Origin of the sequence: Micromonospora sp. NPDC052213 (assembly GCF_040679695.1) — a bacterium.
Taxonomy (GTDB): Bacteria; Actinomycetota; Actinomycetes; order Mycobacteriales; family Micromonosporaceae; genus Micromonospora.
On sequence record NZ_JBFAVI010000162.1, the window covers coordinates 1 to 16,042 of the forward strand.

Here is a 16,042-nt window from a genome sequence, read left to right on the forward strand (position 1 = left end):
CGGTCCCGGCCGGACCAGATCCGAACCGGGTGCCGCCGCGTAGGGCTGGGCGGGCGGGGCGGAGTAGGGCTGGGCGGGCGGGGCGGAGTACTGCGCGGTTGCCGGCGGGGCGGAGTAGGGCTGGGCGGGCGGGGCGGAGTACTGCGCGGCTGCCGGCGGGGCGGAGTAGGGCTCGGCCGGCGAGGCAAAGTCCGGGCCCGGGAACGGCGGTGCGAGGTGGTGCGGCGCTGCCGGCGGCGCCTGGTGGCCGGTCGAGACCGGGGCGGCTGCCCAGGGATCGGTCGTCGGGTGCGGCTGAGTCGCCGGCTCCGAGGGCGGCAGCGGCATGGTGGGATCAGGGGTCACCGCGAACCCCCACACAAATTGATCATTAGCGGACCCTACAACGGGACCGGTGCGGCCGAGGAACCCCGGATCGTCCGTCCAGCGCCCGGGACGGCGCGGCGGACCGCGTCGCTCAGGCGACGCTGTGCGACGCCGGCTCCGCGGCGCGGTCGGTGGGCCGCTCCTGCCCCACGCCGGCCAGCCGGCGGGCCTCCCGACGGGCCACCCAGCCGTAGCCGAAGAGGGTCATCGCGGCGAAGATCCACCACTGCACGACGTAGCCGAAGTTCTGCCAGTTGTTGGTGTGCCCGACCGGCACCTCCTTGAAGGTCGGGTCGGCCGCCGGGGTCTGCTCGTCCAGCAGCAGGTACGCCCCGTGCACCGGGTACGGCAGCTCCTGGGCCAGCCGGGGCACGCCGATCCGCCGGGTCTCCAGCCTGCCGTCGCGCCGGGTGACGCCGACCGAGCCGCTCTCGCTCAGGTGCACCCGGCCCGTCACGGTGACCTCACCGGTGGGGGCGGGCGGCACGTCCGGCTGGACGGTCGCGTCGCCGCCCGGGGCCGGCGGGATCCAACCCCGGTCCACCAGCACCGCCGTGCCGTCGGCCAGCACGAGCGGGGTGAGCACCTCGAAGCCGACCGTGCGCTCCACGGCGCGGCCCCGGACCAGGACGACGTTCGCGGAGTCGTACCGGCCCGTCACGGTGACCTTGGTCCAGGACCTCTCCTCGGCGGGCGCGGGTCCGGCCGTGCCGCTGCCGCCGGTCGGGGCGGGCAGCACGTCGCGCAGCGGGACCGGGTCCATCCGCAGGCCGGCGTCGATCCGTTCGTTGATCGCCGTACGCCCGTGGTAGCGGTCCAGCTGCCAGTTTCCGAGCAGCACCATCACCGCCGCGGCGACCAGGGTCAGCGCGAGGATGCCCAGCCAGCGCGGCGTCAGCAGGAACCGGTACACGACCACGAGGCTACCCCTGTGCTCCGGGCCACCGCCCTCGGCGGCCCCGATCCGCGCCGGCCACCGCCCTCGGCGGCCCCGATCCGCGCCGGCCAGCGACCTCGGCGGCCCCGGTCCGCGCCGGGCCACCGGTCTCGGCGGCCCCGATCCGCCCCGGCGCCGCGCGCCCGACAGGTCCGCTCGGCGGCGGCCACCTGCCGCCCGCGTCGGCTATCGTCACGCGGGCGGACCGCGCGGTCGGCCCGCCGCAGGGTTCCCCCGCCGCCCCGCAGGGAGTCGATGATGACCGTCGTGCCGCGCCTGGTGCTCAGTGCGCCGTCCTCCGGCCACGGCAAGAACACGCTGGCGATCGGGCTGCTCGCGGCGCTCGCCGACCGGGGCGTCGGCGTCGCCGGGTTCAAGATCGGTCCGGACCACGTCGACGCCGCGTACCTCGGGCTGGCCGCGGGCCGCCCCGGTCGCACCCTCGACCCCCGGCTGGTCGGCGCCGACCGGATCGCCCCGCTGGTCGCCCACGGGGCGTCGGGCGCCGGGCTCGCGCTGGTGCAGGGCAGCATGGGGCTGTACGACAGCCTCGCCGGCCGTCCGGAGAGCGAGTCGACGGCCGCCGTGGCGGCCGCGCTGCGCAGCCCCGTCGTGCTGGCGGTGGACGTCGCCGCGATGGGGCAGTCGGTGGCCGCCCTGGTGCACGGCTTCCGGGCGTACGACGAGCGGCTCTGGCTCGGCGGGGTGGTCCTGAACCGGGTGGCCTCGGCGCGGCACGAGGAGCTGCTGCGCGCGGCGCTCGACGACATCGGCGTACCGGTCTACGGGGTGCTGCGCCGCCACGACCTGCCGGCGGTGCTGCCGCCGCGCCGGCACGGGGCGGTACCCGCGCTCGCCCGCACCGGTGAGGCCACCCGCGCCGTACGCCGGCTCGGCGAGGCGGTCGCCGCCACGGTCGACCTGGACCGGCTGCTGGGGCTGGCCCGCTCCGCCCCGCCCCTGCCGACGCCGCCGTGGTCGCCCGCGGCCGACCGGCCCGCCGCCGGCCCGCGCCCGGTCGTCGCGGTCGCCGGGGCGGCGGGCGGCAGCTACGGCCATGCCGAGGCCACGGAGCTGCTCCGCGCGGCCGGCGCGGACGTGGTGACGGTCGACCCGCTGCACGACGAGGCGCTGCCCGCCGGTGCCGCCGCGCTGGTCGTCGGCGGCGGGCTTCCCGAGTCGTACGCCGAGCAGCTCTCCGCCAACCGCCGGCTCTGCGTCGCGGTCGCCGAGCTGGCCCGCACCGGGCGGCCGGTCGTCGCCGAGGGCGCCGGCCTGCTCTGGCTGGCCCGGGAGCTGGACGGGCTGCCCATGTGCGGGGTGCTCGACGCGGTCGGGACCAGCCGGGACGGCCTGGTCGTCGGCTACCGGGAGGCGACCGCCCTGACCGACGGCGTGGTGGCGCCGGCGGGCACGGTGGTGACCGGGCACAAGGAGCACCGTGCCGTGCTCACCCCGCGCGCCGGCGCGCGTGCGGCCTGGAGTTGGGACGGCGGGGCGCCCGAGGGCTTCGTCTGGCGGGGCGTGCACGCCTCGCAGCTCACCGTGCACTGGGCGGCGTACCCGCAGCTCGCCGCCCGGCTGGTCGACGCGGCGGCGGAGGCGGCGGCCGACCCCGCGACCGCCCGGCTCGGCGGGGTGCCCGCGTGATCGGCCAGGTGGCGGTGCGCCGCTTCCCGGCGCTGACGGTCTCCACGCCCCGCACCGAGGTACGGGCGCTGACCGCCGCCGACGCGAAGGCCGCCGACGAGGTCTTCGCCGACCGGCAGACCCAGCGGTGGCTGCCGCTGGTCGACACGTCCGGCCAGATCGACGGGCTGGCCTGGTGCACCGACCTGGCCCGGCAGCGGCGTGACAGCGGCGACGGCGACCACTACGCGGTGGTGCGGCGGGAGGACGACCGGGTGGTCGGCTGCCTCTGGACCCGGCGCACCGACTGGGGCGCCCGGTGCACCGAGGTCTCCTATGCGATGGCGGCGCACGCGCGGGGCTTCGGGCTGGCCGCCGAGGCGGTCGACGCGCTCGCCATCGCGCTGATCCTCGAACACGGCTTCCAGCGCGTCGAGCTGCGCGTCGCCCCCGGCAACCTGGCCTCCCGCCGGGTCGCCGAGAAGGCCGGCTTCAGCTACGAGGGCCTGCTGCGCAACGCCGGCTTCGTCCGGGGCGGCCGGGTCGACCTGGAGGTCTGGTCCTTCGTCGCCGCCGACCTCCGCTGACCGTGAGGCTGGCCGGGTCGGTCCTCGCTGACCCGGCCGGCCCCCGCTGACCCGGCCGACGGCGGGCGGTGGTCAGCCGACGATGCGGTCCGAGGGCGGGGTGAACTGGCGGGTGGGCTGCCCCTTGAGCGCGTCACGGAGGGTCTCCGCGACCGCGGCGATCGGGATCTGGGACTGGCCGTCGCCGACCGCGTTGAACGGGTTGTCCGGGTCGGAGATGAAGCTCGCCGCCGCCAGCTCCGGGGTGTAGCCGACGAACCAGGCCGACCGGGTGCTGTCGGTGGTGCCCGTCTTGCCCGCGACCGGCCGACCGACCGTGCCCCGTACGCTGTCCGCCGTCGACCAGCCGCCGCAGCTCCCGCGGGCCGGGGTGTCGCCGGTCGGGCAGCGGGCGGCGTCGGTGGCGGCCCGGGCCGCGTCGGCGTTCACCACCTGCCGGCAGCGCGGCTTGGCGACCTCGCGTTCGATTCCGGAGGCGGTCTTCCAGGTGGTCGGCGTGCCGTCCCGGTTGTAGATCGCCTGCACGGGGATCGCCTCGCAGTACCGGCCGTCCGCGGCGATCGCGGCGTACGCGTTCGCCATCTCCAGCGGGGTGGCGTCGGAGACGCCCAGGGTGAACGCGCCCCACGTCTTCGCCTTGGCCGGGGACGCGTGCTCCCGGTCGACGTCGGTGCGCCAGCGCAGCCCGAGCTGCTCGGCGAGGCGGACCGCCTTGTCGGCGCCGACCTGCTCCTCCAGCCACACGAAGTACGTGTTCACCGACTTGCCGAAGCCGGACCACATGGTCTGGTTACCGGACATCGCGCCGCTGGCGTTGGACGGCGCCCAGCCGTCGTAGACCTCGGAGCGGTACCGGTACGGGGCGTTGAACGAGGTGGACAGCGGCATGCCCGCGTTCAGCGCGGCCAGCATCGGGAACATCTTGAACGTCGAACCGGCCTGGTAGCCCGGCAGGTCACCGCCGCCGAGCAGGGGCGCCACCGTGTTGGGGTAGTTCGCCTTGACGTTCGGCCCGGCCTCCGGGTTGGAGCTGGGTGGGTTCTCGTCCAGCTTCAGCGAGTACGTCCGGTTCACCGCCATCGCCTTCACCCGTCCGGTCCCGGGCTCGGAGACCACGATGCCGTTGGCGAACGGGCTGCCGGTGTTCTCCTTGCTGCCGACGTTCTGCTCGGCGGCCGCCTGGATCTTCGGATCCATGCTGAGCACGATCCGGTAGCCGCCCCGGCGCAGCTTGTCCATCCGTTCCAGCCGGTTCTCCCCGAACGCGGGCTGCGCGCTCCACCAGTTCTTCAGGTAGTCGCAGGCGAAGCCCCAGCTGTTCCACTTCTCCGGCACCGCCGCGCAGTCGTTCGGCGGGTAGGTCAGCTTCAGCCGGATCGGCTCGGTCTTGGCCTGCGCCACGTCGTCGGGCGAGAGGTAGCCGAGCTGGCTCATCCGGTCCAGCACGTAGTTGCGCCGGCCGGTGGCGTCCTTCTGGTCCGAGGTGGCCGGGTCGTACTCGGACGGGGACTTCACCAGCCCGGCGAGGGTGGCCGCCTCGACCGGCGTGAGGTCCTTCGGGGGCTTGGAGAAGAAGATCTCGCTGGCCGCGTAGATGCCGTACGCCCGGTGCCCGAAGTAGGCGGAGTTGAGGTAGCGCTCGAGGATCTGCTCCTTGCTCAGCTCCTTCTCCAGGTCCAGCGCCATCCGCATCTCCCGGACCTTGCGCAGGCTGGTCTGCTGGGTGGCCTCCTGCACCTCCTTCGGCGTCTTCGCGCTGTCGCGCAGCGCCATCCGGACGTACTGCATGGTGAGGGTGGAGGCGCCCTGGGAGACGCCGCTGGAGCGGGCGTTGGCCACGAAGGCGCGGGCGACGCCCTTCGGGTCGACGCCCCGGTGCTGGTAGAAGCGGTTGTCCTCGGCGGCGACGATCGCCTGCTGCATGTTCGGCGAGATGTCCGCCAGCTTCGTGTACTGCCGGTACTCCTCGTAGAACATCGTCAGCACCGTCTTGCCGTCGGGCGCGTAGAGGTACGACGTCTCGGCCGGCAGCGCGGTGGTGAGGATCTTGGTCTTGTGCTCCATGGCGTGCGCCGTGACCTTCGCGCCGAGGCCGGTGGCGGCGGCCACCGGGTAGGCCACGGCGGCGACCACGATGCCGGCGATCAGCCCGGCGCGGAGAAGGGGAACGAGACGACCAGCGGCAGCAAGGGGTCGGTTGCTCACAGGGCCAAGTTATGACAATTCCGATTCGTACCTGAGAAATATTCATAAACGCCCGTGTGGTGACGCGCCCCACGCCGCGATCCGCTGTCCCGTGCGCCGCCTTCCCGGCAGGATCGCGGACATGCGTGGTCAGCCGACCGAGACCCTCCCCGCCGCCGAGCCCGGACCCGACCCCACGGGAACCGGACCCGACCCCGCGACGGCGGCACCCGACCCTGCGGGGCCCGGACCCGACCCCGCGGGGAACGAGCCCGACCTCACCCACCACGGGGACGCCGAGGTGGGCGACGGGCTGGTCGACCTCGCCGTCAACGTGCGGCGGGACGCCATGCCGGACTGGCTGGCCGACCCGATCACCGCCGCCCTCGGCGACCTCGCCGCGTACCCCGACCCGGAGCCGGCGCGGGCCGCCGTCGCCGCCCGGCACGGGCGCCCGCCGGCCGAGGTGCTGCTGACCGCGGGCGCGGCCGAGGGCTTCGTGCTGCTGGCCCGGGCGCTGCGGGGCGTACGCCGGCCGGTGGTGGTGCACCCGCAGTTCACCGAGCCGGAGGCGGCGCTGCGCGCGGCCGGGCACCAGGTGGAGCGGGTGCTGCTCGACGCGGGCGACGACTTCCGGCTCGACCCGGCCCGGGTGCCCGCCGACGCCGACCTCGTCATGATCGGCAACCCGACCAACCCCACCTCCGTGCTGCACCCCGCCGTCGACCTGGCCGCGCTGGCCCGGCCCGGCCGGGTGCTGGTGGTCGACGAGGCGTTCGCCGACACCACGGTCGCGGCGGGGGTGGCCGGCGAACCGGAGTCCCTGGCCGCCCGACGGGACCTGCCCGGCCTGGTGGTGGTCCGCAGCCTCACCAAGACCTGGGGACTGGCCGGCCTGCGGATCGGCTACCTGCTCGGCGAGGCCGCGCTGCTGGAACGGCTGGCCGCCGCCCAGCCGCTGTGGGCCGTCTCCACCCCGGCCCTGGCCGCCGCGTCGGCCTGTGCCACGCCCGTCGCGGTCGAGGCCGAGCGCGCCATCGCCGCCCGGCTCGCCGCCGACCGCGCGCACCTGGTCGCCCGCCTGTCGGCCCTGCCCGGCGTACGCGTCGTCGGCCGCCCCGCCAGCGCGTTCGTGCTCGTGCACCTGCCCGGTGCCGCCGAGGTGCGGGCCGCCCTGCGGCAGCGCGGCTGGGCGGTGCGCCGGGGCGACACGTTCCCCGGCCTCGGGCCGGACTGGCTGCGGATCGCCGTACGCGACCCGGCCACCACCGACGCGTTCACCGAGGTACTGGCGGAGATCCTGGAGGCATGATGCTGGAGACCACGATCGCGGCGATCCGGCCGCCGGACGAGCCGGCGATGGCCGCCGCCCGGGAGTCGCAGGGGCGGCTGACCAAGCCCGCCGGCTCGCTCGGCGCCCTGGAGGAGCTCTCCGTACGCCTCGCCGGCCTGGCCGGGCACTGCCCGCCGCCGCTGCCGGAGCCGGCCGCGGTCGCGATCTTCGCCGGCGACCACGGCGTGCACGCCCAGGGGGTGACCCCCTGGCCGCAGGAGGTCACCGCGCAGATGATCGGGAACTTCCTGGCCGGCGGGGCGGTGGTCAACGCGTTCGCCCGGCAGGCCGGCGCCTCCGTCACCGTGGTCGACGTCGGCGTGGCCACCCCGCTGCCGGTCCCCGACGCGCCGGCGGCGGACCCCGCCGGGGCGGGCGCCACCGGAGCCGCGCCGGCCCGGGACGTGCCCCGGCTGGTCGCGGCGAACGTCCGACCCGGCACCCGGGACCTGGCGGTCACGGCCGCGCTCACCCGGGACGAGGCCCGGGCGGCGATGGAGACCGGCATCCGGGTGGCCGGCGAGCTGGTCGACGCGGGCGCGGGCATCCTGCTCACCGGGGACATGGGCATCGGTAACACGACGCCGGCCGCCGCCCTGATCGCCGCGTTCGTCGGCATCGACCCGGCGGAGACGACCGGCCGGGGCACCGGGGTCGACGACCCCACATACGCCCGCAAGGTGGACGTGGTGCGCGCCGCGCTGCGCCGGCACGCCCCCGACCCGGCCGACCCGCTGGGCGTGCTGGCCGCCGTCGGTGGCCTGGAGCACGCCGCCCTGGCCGGACTGATCCTGGGCGCCGCCGCCCGACGGACCCCGGTCCTGCTGGACGGGGTCATCGCGGTCTCCGCGGCCCTCGCCGCGGCGGCCCTCGCCCCGCACGCCGTGACCGCCATGGTGGCCGGGCACCGCTCCGCCGAGCCGGGCGCCACCGTCGCGCTGCGCCGGCTGGGGCTGGAGCCGCTGATCGACCTGGGGCTGCGCCTCGGCGAGGGCACCGGCGCGCTGCTCGCGCTGCCGGTGGTCACCGGCGCGGTCCGGGTGCTGCACGAGGTCGCCACCTTCGACTCGGCGGGAGTGGCCGAGAAGTGAGCGGGCGAACCATCCGGCCCAGTGGCGTGGCGCCCCGCGCCGGGGCGCGGAGTGAGGGGGCGGCGTGAGCGGCAGCCCGTACCCCCTGGGCCTGCGGCTCGCCGGCCGGCGGGTGGTCGTGGTGGGTGGGGGAACGGTGGCCACCCGCCGCGTGCCCGCCCTGCTCGACGCCGGCGCGGACGTCTTCCTCGTCGCGCCGGAGCTGACCCCGGCGCTGCGGTCGCACGTCGACGCCGGGCGGCTGCACTGGGCGCCGCGTCGGTTCGCCCCCGACGACCTGGACGGCGCGTGGCTGGTCCAGGTCGCGGTCGACGACCCGCTCGCCGCCGCGTCGGTCAGCGCCGCCGCCGCCGAGCGCCGCATCTTCTGCGTACGCGCCGACGACCGGGCCGCCGCCACCGCCTGGACCCCGGCGGTGACCCGGCACGGGCCGGTGACCGTGGCGGTGCTCGGCGGCGGCGACCCGCGCCGGGCGATGGCCGTCCGCGACGCGGTCCGCGACCTGCTGGATGCGGGGACGGGCCCCCTTCCGACGCCTGCGGTGGGGGAAGGGACCCGGCCGCGCACCCGGCCCGGGCGGGTGGCGCTCGTCGGGGCCGGGCCCGGCGACCCGGAGCTGATCACCGTGAAGGGTTGGCGGCTGCTCACCGAGGCGGACGTGGTGGTCGCCGACCGGCTGGTGCCGGGGCTGCTCCTCGACGAGCTGCGCGCCGACGTGGAACTCGTGGACGCCTCGAAGATCCCGTACGGGCCGTCCCGGGCCCAGGAGGAGATCAACCGGATCCTGGTGGACCGGGCACTGGCCGGGAAGGTCGTGGTGCGGCTCAAGGGCGGCGACCCGTACGTCTTCGGCCGGGGCGGCGAGGAGTTGCTGGCCTGCGCGGCGGCGGGCGTGCCGGTGACCGTCGTGCCCGGCGTGACCAGCTCCGTCGCGGCACCGGCCGCGGCCGGCATCCCGGTCACCCACCGGGCGGTGGCCCACGAGTTCACGGTGGTCTCCGGGCACGTCGCACCCGACTCGCCGGCCTCCCTGGTCCGCTGGGACGCGCTGGCCGGGCTGCGCGGCACGCTGGTCGTCCTGATGGGGCTGAAGAACCTCGCCGCGATCACCGCGACGCTGGTCGCGCACGGCCGCCCGGCCGAGACGCCGGCCGCGGTGGTGCAGGAGGCGACGACCGGCTCGCAGCGGGTGCTCCGCTCCACGCTCGGCGCGGTGGCCGCCGACGTGGTCGCCGCCGACCTGCGACCGCCGGCCGTCGTCGTGGTGGGAGACGTGGTCACTGCCCTCGCCGGGGGCTGATCTCGTGGGATGAGCGACGGCGGCCGGAGACGTGGTCTCCGGCCGCCGTCTGAGCTGGTCAGGTCACTGCTTGAGCATGTTGTCCAGCAGCAGGGCGCAGCGGATCAGCCCGAGGTGGCTGTACGCCTGCGGGTGGTTGCCCAGCCCGCGCTCGGCCAGCGGGTCGTACTGCTCGGGGAGCAGGCCGGTCGGGCCGGCGGTGTCCACCATCTGCGCGAACAGCTCCTCGGCGTCGGTACGCCGCCCGGTGCGCAGGTACGCCTCGATCAGCCACGCCGTGCAGATGTGGAAGCCGCCCTCGCGCCCCGGCAGGCCGTCGTCCCAGTGGTAGCGGTAGACGACCGGCCCGCTGCGCAGGTCCGCCTCGATCCGCAGCACCGTGGAGAGGAAGCGCGGGTCGTCGCCGGGGAGCAGGCCGGACAGCCCGATCCACAGCGACGAGGCGTCCATGTCCTCGTCCCCGTACGCCACGCTGTACGCCTCGACGGCCTCGTGCCAGCCGTACTCCAGCACGTTGGCGCCGATCCGGTCGCGCAGCTCCACCCACTCCGGCCGGTCCTCGCCGCCGTGCTGGCGTACGACGTGCAACGCCCGGTCGACGGTCATCCAGCACATGACCTTGGAGAAGATGTGGTGCCGCGGGGGGAGGCGGGCCTCCCAGATGCCGTGGTCGGGCTCGTGCCAGCGGCGACGGACCGCCTCGACCATGTTCTCCAGCACCCGCCACTCGTCCTCGCGGACCGAGCCCCGGGCGTCGGCGACGGCGGCGATCAGGTCCGCGATCGGGCCGAAGACGTCGAGCTGGAGCTGGTGGTTGGCGAGGTTGCCGACGCGGACCGGCCGGGAGCCGGCGTAGCCGGGCAGCGTGTCGATGACCGCCTCGGCGCCCAGCTCGTAGCCGTCCACGGTGTAGAGCGGGTGCAGCCGCTCCGGGTGCCCGCCGGTGCGCTCGATGCACCCGTCGACCCAGCGCAGCAGCGCCTCGGCCTCCTCGATCGAGCCCAGGTCGACCAGCGCCCGCGCGGTCATCGCCGCGTCCCGCAGCCAGCAGTAGCGGTAGTCCCAGTTGCGGACGCCGCCCAGCTCCTCGGGCAGCGAGGTGGTCGCGGCGGCGAGGATCGAGCCGGTGGCCTCGTGGCAGAGCCCCCGCAGGGTCAGCGCGCTGCGGGCCACCATGTCCCGCGCGGTGCCGGGCAGCCGGAGCGAGGCGACCCAGTCCTTCCACGGCTGCTCGGCGAGGGCCTGCCGCTCGTGGACCGGCAGCCGGTGGTGTTCCAGGCTGTGCGTGGCGAAGCGCAGCTCCAGCACGACCTGCCCGCCGGCGGCGGAGAGGTCGACGACCGCCTTGGCCGTCTCGTAGTTGCCGCCGTCGCTGCTGACCTGCCACTCGACCCCGGGGGAGTAGAGCGCGACCGGCTCGTTGGAGCCGAGCACCAGCAGGCCGTCGCCGAGCGGCTGCAACTGCACCGCGACCTGGCCGAACTCGGGCCGGGGCGCGAACTCCAGCCGGACCCGGCCGGAGCCGGTGAGCACCCGGACGAGGGTCGAGTCGCCGGTGATGACGGCCGGGCCGTCGGGCGTGGTCTCGGTGGCCGGCTTGTCCAGCCAGTCGGTGACGGTCAGGCCCGACCACCGGGTCTCGACGGTCATCGTGCCCGAGCGGTAGCGCTGGCCGAGCGGGATGCCCCCGCGCTCCGGGGCGACGCTGAAGTGCCCGGCCGGGCTGCCGCCGACGAGGTCGGCGAAGATCGCCGCCGAGTCCGGCTTGGGGTGGCAGAGCCAGGTGATCTTGGCCTCGGGGGTGAGCAGCGCCACCGTGCGGCCGTTGGCCAGCATCGAGTGCCGCTCGATCGGCACCGCCCGCTCGCCGAAGAGCCAGTGCCGGCGGGTCTCGAGCAGCAGGCCGAGGGCCCGGGCGGCCTCGATCGGGTCGGCCACCCGGTAGCCGGCCTGGGTGTCGCCGGGGCCGATCTTGATGCCGACGTCCGGCCCGTGCAGGTTGCCGAAGGCGTTCTCGTCGGTGACGTCGTCGCCGATGAAGAGCACCGCGCTGGCGGAGAGCTGGGTGCGCAGCTGGTCGACGGCCGTGCCCTTGTGGGTGGCGACCACCGACAGCTCGATGACCTCCTTGCCCTGGGTGACGGTGACGTCCTCCCAGGTGGCGGGGCCGGTGCGGACCGCCTCGATGGCGGCGGCGGCGACCTGCGGGTCGACCCCGCGGGTGTGCACCGCGACGCTCGCCGGCTTGCGCTCCAGCCGGATGCCCGGGTGTGCCGTGGCGATCTCGCGCAGCGCGTCGCGCAGCCGGGTGCGCACGGCGATCAGCTCGGGGGAGAGCCGCTCGACGAAGCCGATGTCGAACTCGGAGCCGTGGCTGCCGACCAGGTGCACCTCGCTGGGCAGCCGGGAGAGCGCGGCCAGGTCGCGCAGGGCCCGCCCGGAGACCACCGCCACGGTGGTCTGGGGCAGGGCGGCCAGCGCCCGGACGGCGGCCACCGACTCCGGCAGCGGGACGGCCTTGCTCGGGTCCTCCACGATCGGCGCCAGGGTGCCGTCGTAGTCGCAGGCGATCAGGAGCTGCGGCACCCGGGCGATCCGGCCGATGGCGGCGCGCAGCTCCGGGTCCATCGTGCCCGCCGCGGGCGTGACGATGTCGCTGGCGGCGTTCACGCTTCCTCCGCCTCGGGCACACCGAGCTCGGTGAGGAAGGACTTGGCCCAGTGCCCCACGTCGTGGGTGCGTAGATGGCGTTGCATAGTCCGCATTCTGCGGCGGGCCTCCGGCTTCTCGACATGCACGGCCCGCAGCAGGGCGTCCTTGACCGCGTCGGGGTCGTGCGGGTTGCACAGGAACGCCTGACGCAGCTCGGTGGCCGCGCCGGCGAACTCACTGAGCACGAGCGCACCGCCCTGGTCGGCGCGTGATGCGACGTACTCCTTGGCCACCAGATTCATTCCGTCCCGGAGCGGGGTCACCATCATCACGTCGGCAGCGGCGTACATCGCGGCCAGCTCAGTGCGACTGTACGACTGATGCAGATAATGCACCGCCGGCACGCCGACCCTGCCGAATTCGCCATTAATCCGACCAACTTCCCGCTCCACCTTGACGCGAAGCGCCTGGTAGTGCTCGACCCGCTCGCGGCTGGGCGTGGCCACCTGCACCATAACCGCGTCCGGGACTGTCAACTTTCCGTCAGCGAGCAACTCGCGGAATGCCTTGAGCCGCAACTCGATGCCCTTGGTGTAGTCGAGCCGGTCGACGCCCAGGATGATCGTCTTCGGGTTGCCCAGCTCCTCGCGGATCTCCTTCGCGCGGGCCTGGATCGCCGGGTCGGCGGCCAGCCGCTCCATCTCCTTGGTGTCGATCGAGATCGGGAACGCGCCGGCCTTCACCTGGCGGCCGTCGACCTGGATCATCTGGCCCTCGTAGCGCAGCCCGAGCAGGTGCCGGGCCAGCCGGACGAAGTTCTGCGCGGCGAGCCGCTGCTGGAACCCGACCAGGTCCGCGCCGAGCAGGCCGCGCAGGATCTCGGTGCGGAACGGCATCTGCATGAACAGCTCGATCGGCGGGAACGGGATGTGCAGGAAGAAGCCGATCCGCAGGTCGGGCCGCAGCTCGCGGAGCATCGCCGGGACGAGCTGGAGCTGGTAGTCCTGGACCCAGACCGTCGCCCCCTCGGCCGCGACCTCCGCCGCGGCCTCCGCGAAGCGGGCGTTGACCAGGCGGTACGCCTCGCGCCAGCGGCGCTTGTAGGCCGGCGTCTCCACCGCGTCGTGGTAGAGCGGCCAGATCGTCGCGTTGGACTGGCCCTCGTAGTAGCGCTCCAGCTCCTCCGCGCTCAGCGGCACCGGGTGCAGCCGGATGCCCTCCAGGTCGAAGGGCTCGGGGGCGGCGCCGGTGCCGCCGGCCCAGCCGACCCAGGTGCCCTGGTGCTCGGCGAGGACGGGGTGCAGCGCGGTCACCAACCCCCCGGGGCTGCGGCGCCACTGCCGTCCCTCGGGTGTGCTCACCTCGTCGACCGGTAGCCGGTTCGCCACTACGACAAAGGAGCTGCGGACGGTCACGTTCGGCCACCTCCGGGTGCTGACGGGTCAACCGCGAATGAGCGTACTGAGCCTAGCTGCGGCGTCTGGGGCCCCGTGCCGGAGTCACCTACCCGGTCCACGTCGGCGCAACCCCGTACGTGATCTTGTCGACAGTGCCGGTCGCCTGCGGCGGCGACGCGGCGCGCCCGGCCGGCGGGGCGGGGTGATGTGGGCGCGGGGGCGCGTACCTGTCAGGATTGACGACGGCGTGCGTGCGGCCGGCCAGCGGCCGGCGGCGACGGACGGAAGTCGCAGCCCGCGCCCGCCGGCCCCCAGTCGCAACCTACGGAGGTAGCCCGCACCGTGGCCCAGTACATCTACGTCCTGGAAAAGGCGCGCAAGGCGCACGGCGACAAGGTCGTGCTCGACAACGTGACGCTGAGCTTCCTCCCGGGGGCCAAGATCGGTGTGGTCGGCCCGAACGGCGCCGGTAAGTCCAGCCTCCTCAAGATCATGGCGGGGTGGGACCGGCCGAGCAACGGCGAGGCCCGGCTCATGCCCGGCTACACCGTGGGCATGCTGGCCCAGGAGCCGCCGCTCAACGACGCCAAGACCGTCCTCGGCAACGTCGAGGAGGCGGTCGCGGAGACCAAGGCCAAGCTGGAGCGGTTCAACGCCATCGCCGAGCAGATGGCGACCGACTACTCCGACGAGCTGATGGAGGAGATGGGCCGGCTCCAGGAGGAGCTGGACAACGCCGACGCGTGGGACATCGACTCCAAGCTCGAGCTGGCCATGGACGCGCTGCGCTGCCCGCCGCCGGACGTCGACGTCACCAAGCTCTCCGGTGGCGAGCGCCGGCGGGTCGCGCTCTGCAAGCTGCTGCTGGAGGCGCCCGACCTGCTGCTGCTCGACGAGCCCACCAACCACCTGGACGCGGAGAGCGTGCAGTGGCTGGAGCAGCACCTGGCCAAGTACGCCGGCACGGTCATCGCGATCACCCACGACCGGTACTTCCTCGACAACGTGGCCGGCTGGATCCTGGAGCTGGACCGCGGTCGGGCCATCGGCTACCAGGGCAACTACTCCACCTACCTGGAGAAGAAGGCCGCCCGGATGGCCGTCGAGGGGCGCCGCGACGCCAAGATGAAGAAGCGCCTCGACGAGGAGCTGGAGTGGGTCCGCTCCAACGCCAAGGCCCGGCAGACCAAGTCCAAGGCCCGGCTCGAGCGGTACGAGGAGATGGCCACCGCGGCGGAGCAGACCCGCAAGCTGGACTTCGAGGAGATCCAGATTCCGCCGGGCCCGCGCCTGGGCAGCACGGTGATCGAGGTCAACGGCCTGGTCAAGGCGTTCGGCGACCGGGTGCTGATCGACGACCTGTCGTTCTCGCTGCCGCGCAACGGCATCGTCGGCGTGATCGGCCCGAACGGCGTCGGCAAGACCACCCTGTTCAAGACCATCGTCGGGCTGGAGGAGCCGACCTCCGGCTCGGTGAAGGTCGGCGACACCGTCTCGCTGTCGTACGTCGACCAGAGCCGGGCCGGCCTGGCGGGGGACAAGACGGTCTGGGAGACGGTCTCCGACGGGCTGGACCACCTGCTGGTCGGCAAGGTCGAGATGCCGTCCCGGGCGTACATCGCGGCGTTCGGCTTCAAGGGGCCGGACCAGCAGAAGCCGACCAAGGTGCTCTCCGGCGGCGAGCGCAACCGGCTCAACCTGGCGCTGACGCTGAAGATCGGCGGCAACGTGATCCTGCTCGACGAGCCGACCAACGATCTCGACGTCGAGACGCTCGGCAGCCTGGAGAACGCGCTGCTGGAGTTCCCCGGCTGCGCCGTGGTCATCTCCCACGACCGGATGTTCCTCGACCGGGTCGCCACGCACATCCTGGCCTGGGAGGGCGACGACGAGAACCCGGCCAGGTGGTTCTGGTTCGAGGGCAACTTCGAGGCGTACGAGAAGAACAAGGTCGACCGGCTCGGCGCCGAGGCGGCCCGCCCGCACCGGGTGACCTACCGCAAGCTGACCCGTGACTGACGCGGCGGACCGCTGCCGAACATGAGTGACCGATTCGTTTACCACTGCACCCTGCGGTGGTCGGACCTGGACGCGTACGGCCACGTCAACAACTCGCGCTTCCTCACCCTCTACGAGGAGGCGCGGGTGGCGTTGATGTTCGCCGGCGGCCGGGCGTGGGGCGTGGGCTCGCTCGCCGACGGGGTCGTGATCCGTCGGCACGAGGTCGACTACCTGCGCCCGGTCGACTACGCCCTCGGCCGGGCCACGGCCGAGGCGGCCCCGACGGTGCGCATCGAGCTGTGGGTGGAGGAGATCCGGGCCGCGTCCTTCACGGTCGCCTACGAGCTGTACGACGGCGACGTGCTGGCCAGCCGGGCCCGCTCCGTGCTGGTGCCGTTCGACCTGACCCGACAGACGCCCCGGCGGGTCAGCCCGGAGGAGCGCGAGTTCCTGCTCTCGTACGCGCCGCGGCTCGGGCCGGCGTGACGGGGGCCGGGGGGCCGGCCCCCACTCCGGCGGGCGCGGCCGGCGGCGGGCACGGGATCGTGGACGCGGCCGACGCGGG

The 16,042-nt window shown here is 74.5% G+C and carries 11 protein-coding genes and 1 pseudogene; 7 read left to right on the forward strand and 5 right to left on the reverse strand.

Translation table 11 applies throughout. The annotated features are described in order from the left end of the window. Together AB0L34_RS27415 and AB0L34_RS27420 are read right to left on the reverse strand one after the other, a co-directional pair. Positions 1–345, reverse strand: a pseudogene (locus AB0L34_RS27415) (hypothetical protein); the annotation flags it as partial. A gap of 112 nt (positions 346–457) precedes the next feature. Beyond that, the gene (locus tag AB0L34_RS27420) at positions 458–1,285 is read right to left on the reverse strand and encodes an SURF1 family protein (RefSeq protein ID WP_363707816.1); all 828 of its coding nucleotides are present in this window, start codon (positions 1,283–1,285) and stop codon (positions 458–460) included. A gap of 276 nt (positions 1,286–1,561) precedes the next feature. Here AB0L34_RS27420 and AB0L34_RS27425 point away from each other — a divergent pair, with 276 nt between their 5' ends. Continuing rightward, entirely contained in the window at positions 1,562–2,953 is a 1,392-nt protein-coding gene (locus tag AB0L34_RS27425; RefSeq protein WP_363707818.1) for a cobyrinate a,c-diamide synthase, read from the forward strand. Next, a complete protein-coding gene (locus AB0L34_RS27430) occupies positions 2,950–3,519 on the forward strand; it encodes a GNAT family protein (protein WP_350708536.1) in 570 nt (189 codons plus the stop codon). The genes AB0L34_RS27425 and AB0L34_RS27430 overlap by 4 nt, the downstream gene beginning before the upstream one ends. A gap of 72 nt (positions 3,520–3,591) precedes the next feature. Here AB0L34_RS27430 and AB0L34_RS27435 read toward each other — a convergent pair whose 3' ends face one another. Beyond that, positions 3,592–5,724, reverse strand: a complete 2,133-nt coding sequence (locus AB0L34_RS27435) for a transglycosylase domain-containing protein (RefSeq protein WP_363707820.1) — start codon at positions 5,722–5,724, stop codon at positions 3,592–3,594. Between the two features lie 121 nt (positions 5,725–5,845). On the opposite strand from AB0L34_RS27435, the gene cobC reads away from it, so the two are divergent. The 3 genes from cobC (at position 5,846) to cobA (ending at position 9,427) form a co-directional block, all read left to right on the forward strand. Continuing rightward, positions 5,846–7,015 (forward strand): Rv2231c family pyridoxal phosphate-dependent protein CobC, encoded by a 1,170-nt coding sequence (cobC, locus tag AB0L34_RS27440; RefSeq protein WP_363707822.1) that lies wholly within the window; start codon positions 5,846–5,848, stop codon positions 7,013–7,015. Further along, positions 7,015–8,127: a nicotinate-nucleotide--dimethylbenzimidazole phosphoribosyltransferase gene (gene cobT / locus AB0L34_RS27445; RefSeq protein ID WP_363707829.1), complete on the forward strand. Its 1,113-nt coding sequence runs from the start codon at positions 7,015–7,017 to the stop codon at positions 8,125–8,127. Before cobC ends, cobT begins: the two co-directional genes overlap by 1 nt. A 64-nt stretch (positions 8,128–8,191) precedes the next feature. Next, on the forward strand, positions 8,192–9,427 hold the full coding sequence (cobA, locus tag AB0L34_RS27450; protein ID WP_363707824.1) for a uroporphyrinogen-III C-methyltransferase: 1,236 nt from the start codon (positions 8,192–8,194) through the stop codon (positions 9,425–9,427). A 63-nt stretch (positions 9,428–9,490) separates the two neighbouring features. Here the strand turns inward: cobA and otsB are convergent, their stop codons facing one another. Continuing rightward, positions 9,491–12,097 (reverse strand): trehalose-phosphatase, encoded by a 2,607-nt coding sequence (gene otsB / locus AB0L34_RS27455; RefSeq protein ID WP_357455708.1) that lies wholly within the window; start codon positions 12,095–12,097, stop codon positions 9,491–9,493. After that, positions 12,094–13,494, reverse strand: a complete 1,401-nt coding sequence (locus AB0L34_RS27460) for a trehalose-6-phosphate synthase (RefSeq protein WP_357455705.1) — start codon at positions 13,492–13,494, stop codon at positions 12,094–12,096. The genes otsB and AB0L34_RS27460 overlap by 4 nt, the downstream gene beginning before the upstream one ends. 324 nt (positions 13,495–13,818) lie before the next feature. Here AB0L34_RS27460 and ettA point away from each other — a divergent pair, with 324 nt between their 5' ends. Both ettA and AB0L34_RS27470 read left to right on the forward strand, forming a co-directional pair. Next, positions 13,819–15,495 (forward strand): energy-dependent translational throttle protein EttA, encoded by a 1,677-nt coding sequence (ettA, locus tag AB0L34_RS27465; protein WP_363707827.1) that lies wholly within the window; start codon positions 13,819–13,821, stop codon positions 15,493–15,495. Between the two features lie 21 nt (positions 15,496–15,516). Continuing rightward, positions 15,517–15,963, forward strand: coding sequence for a thioesterase family protein (locus AB0L34_RS27470; RefSeq protein ID WP_350708522.1), 447 nt, complete (start codon positions 15,517–15,519; stop codon positions 15,961–15,963). Positions 15,964–16,042: the final 79 nt, after the last annotated feature.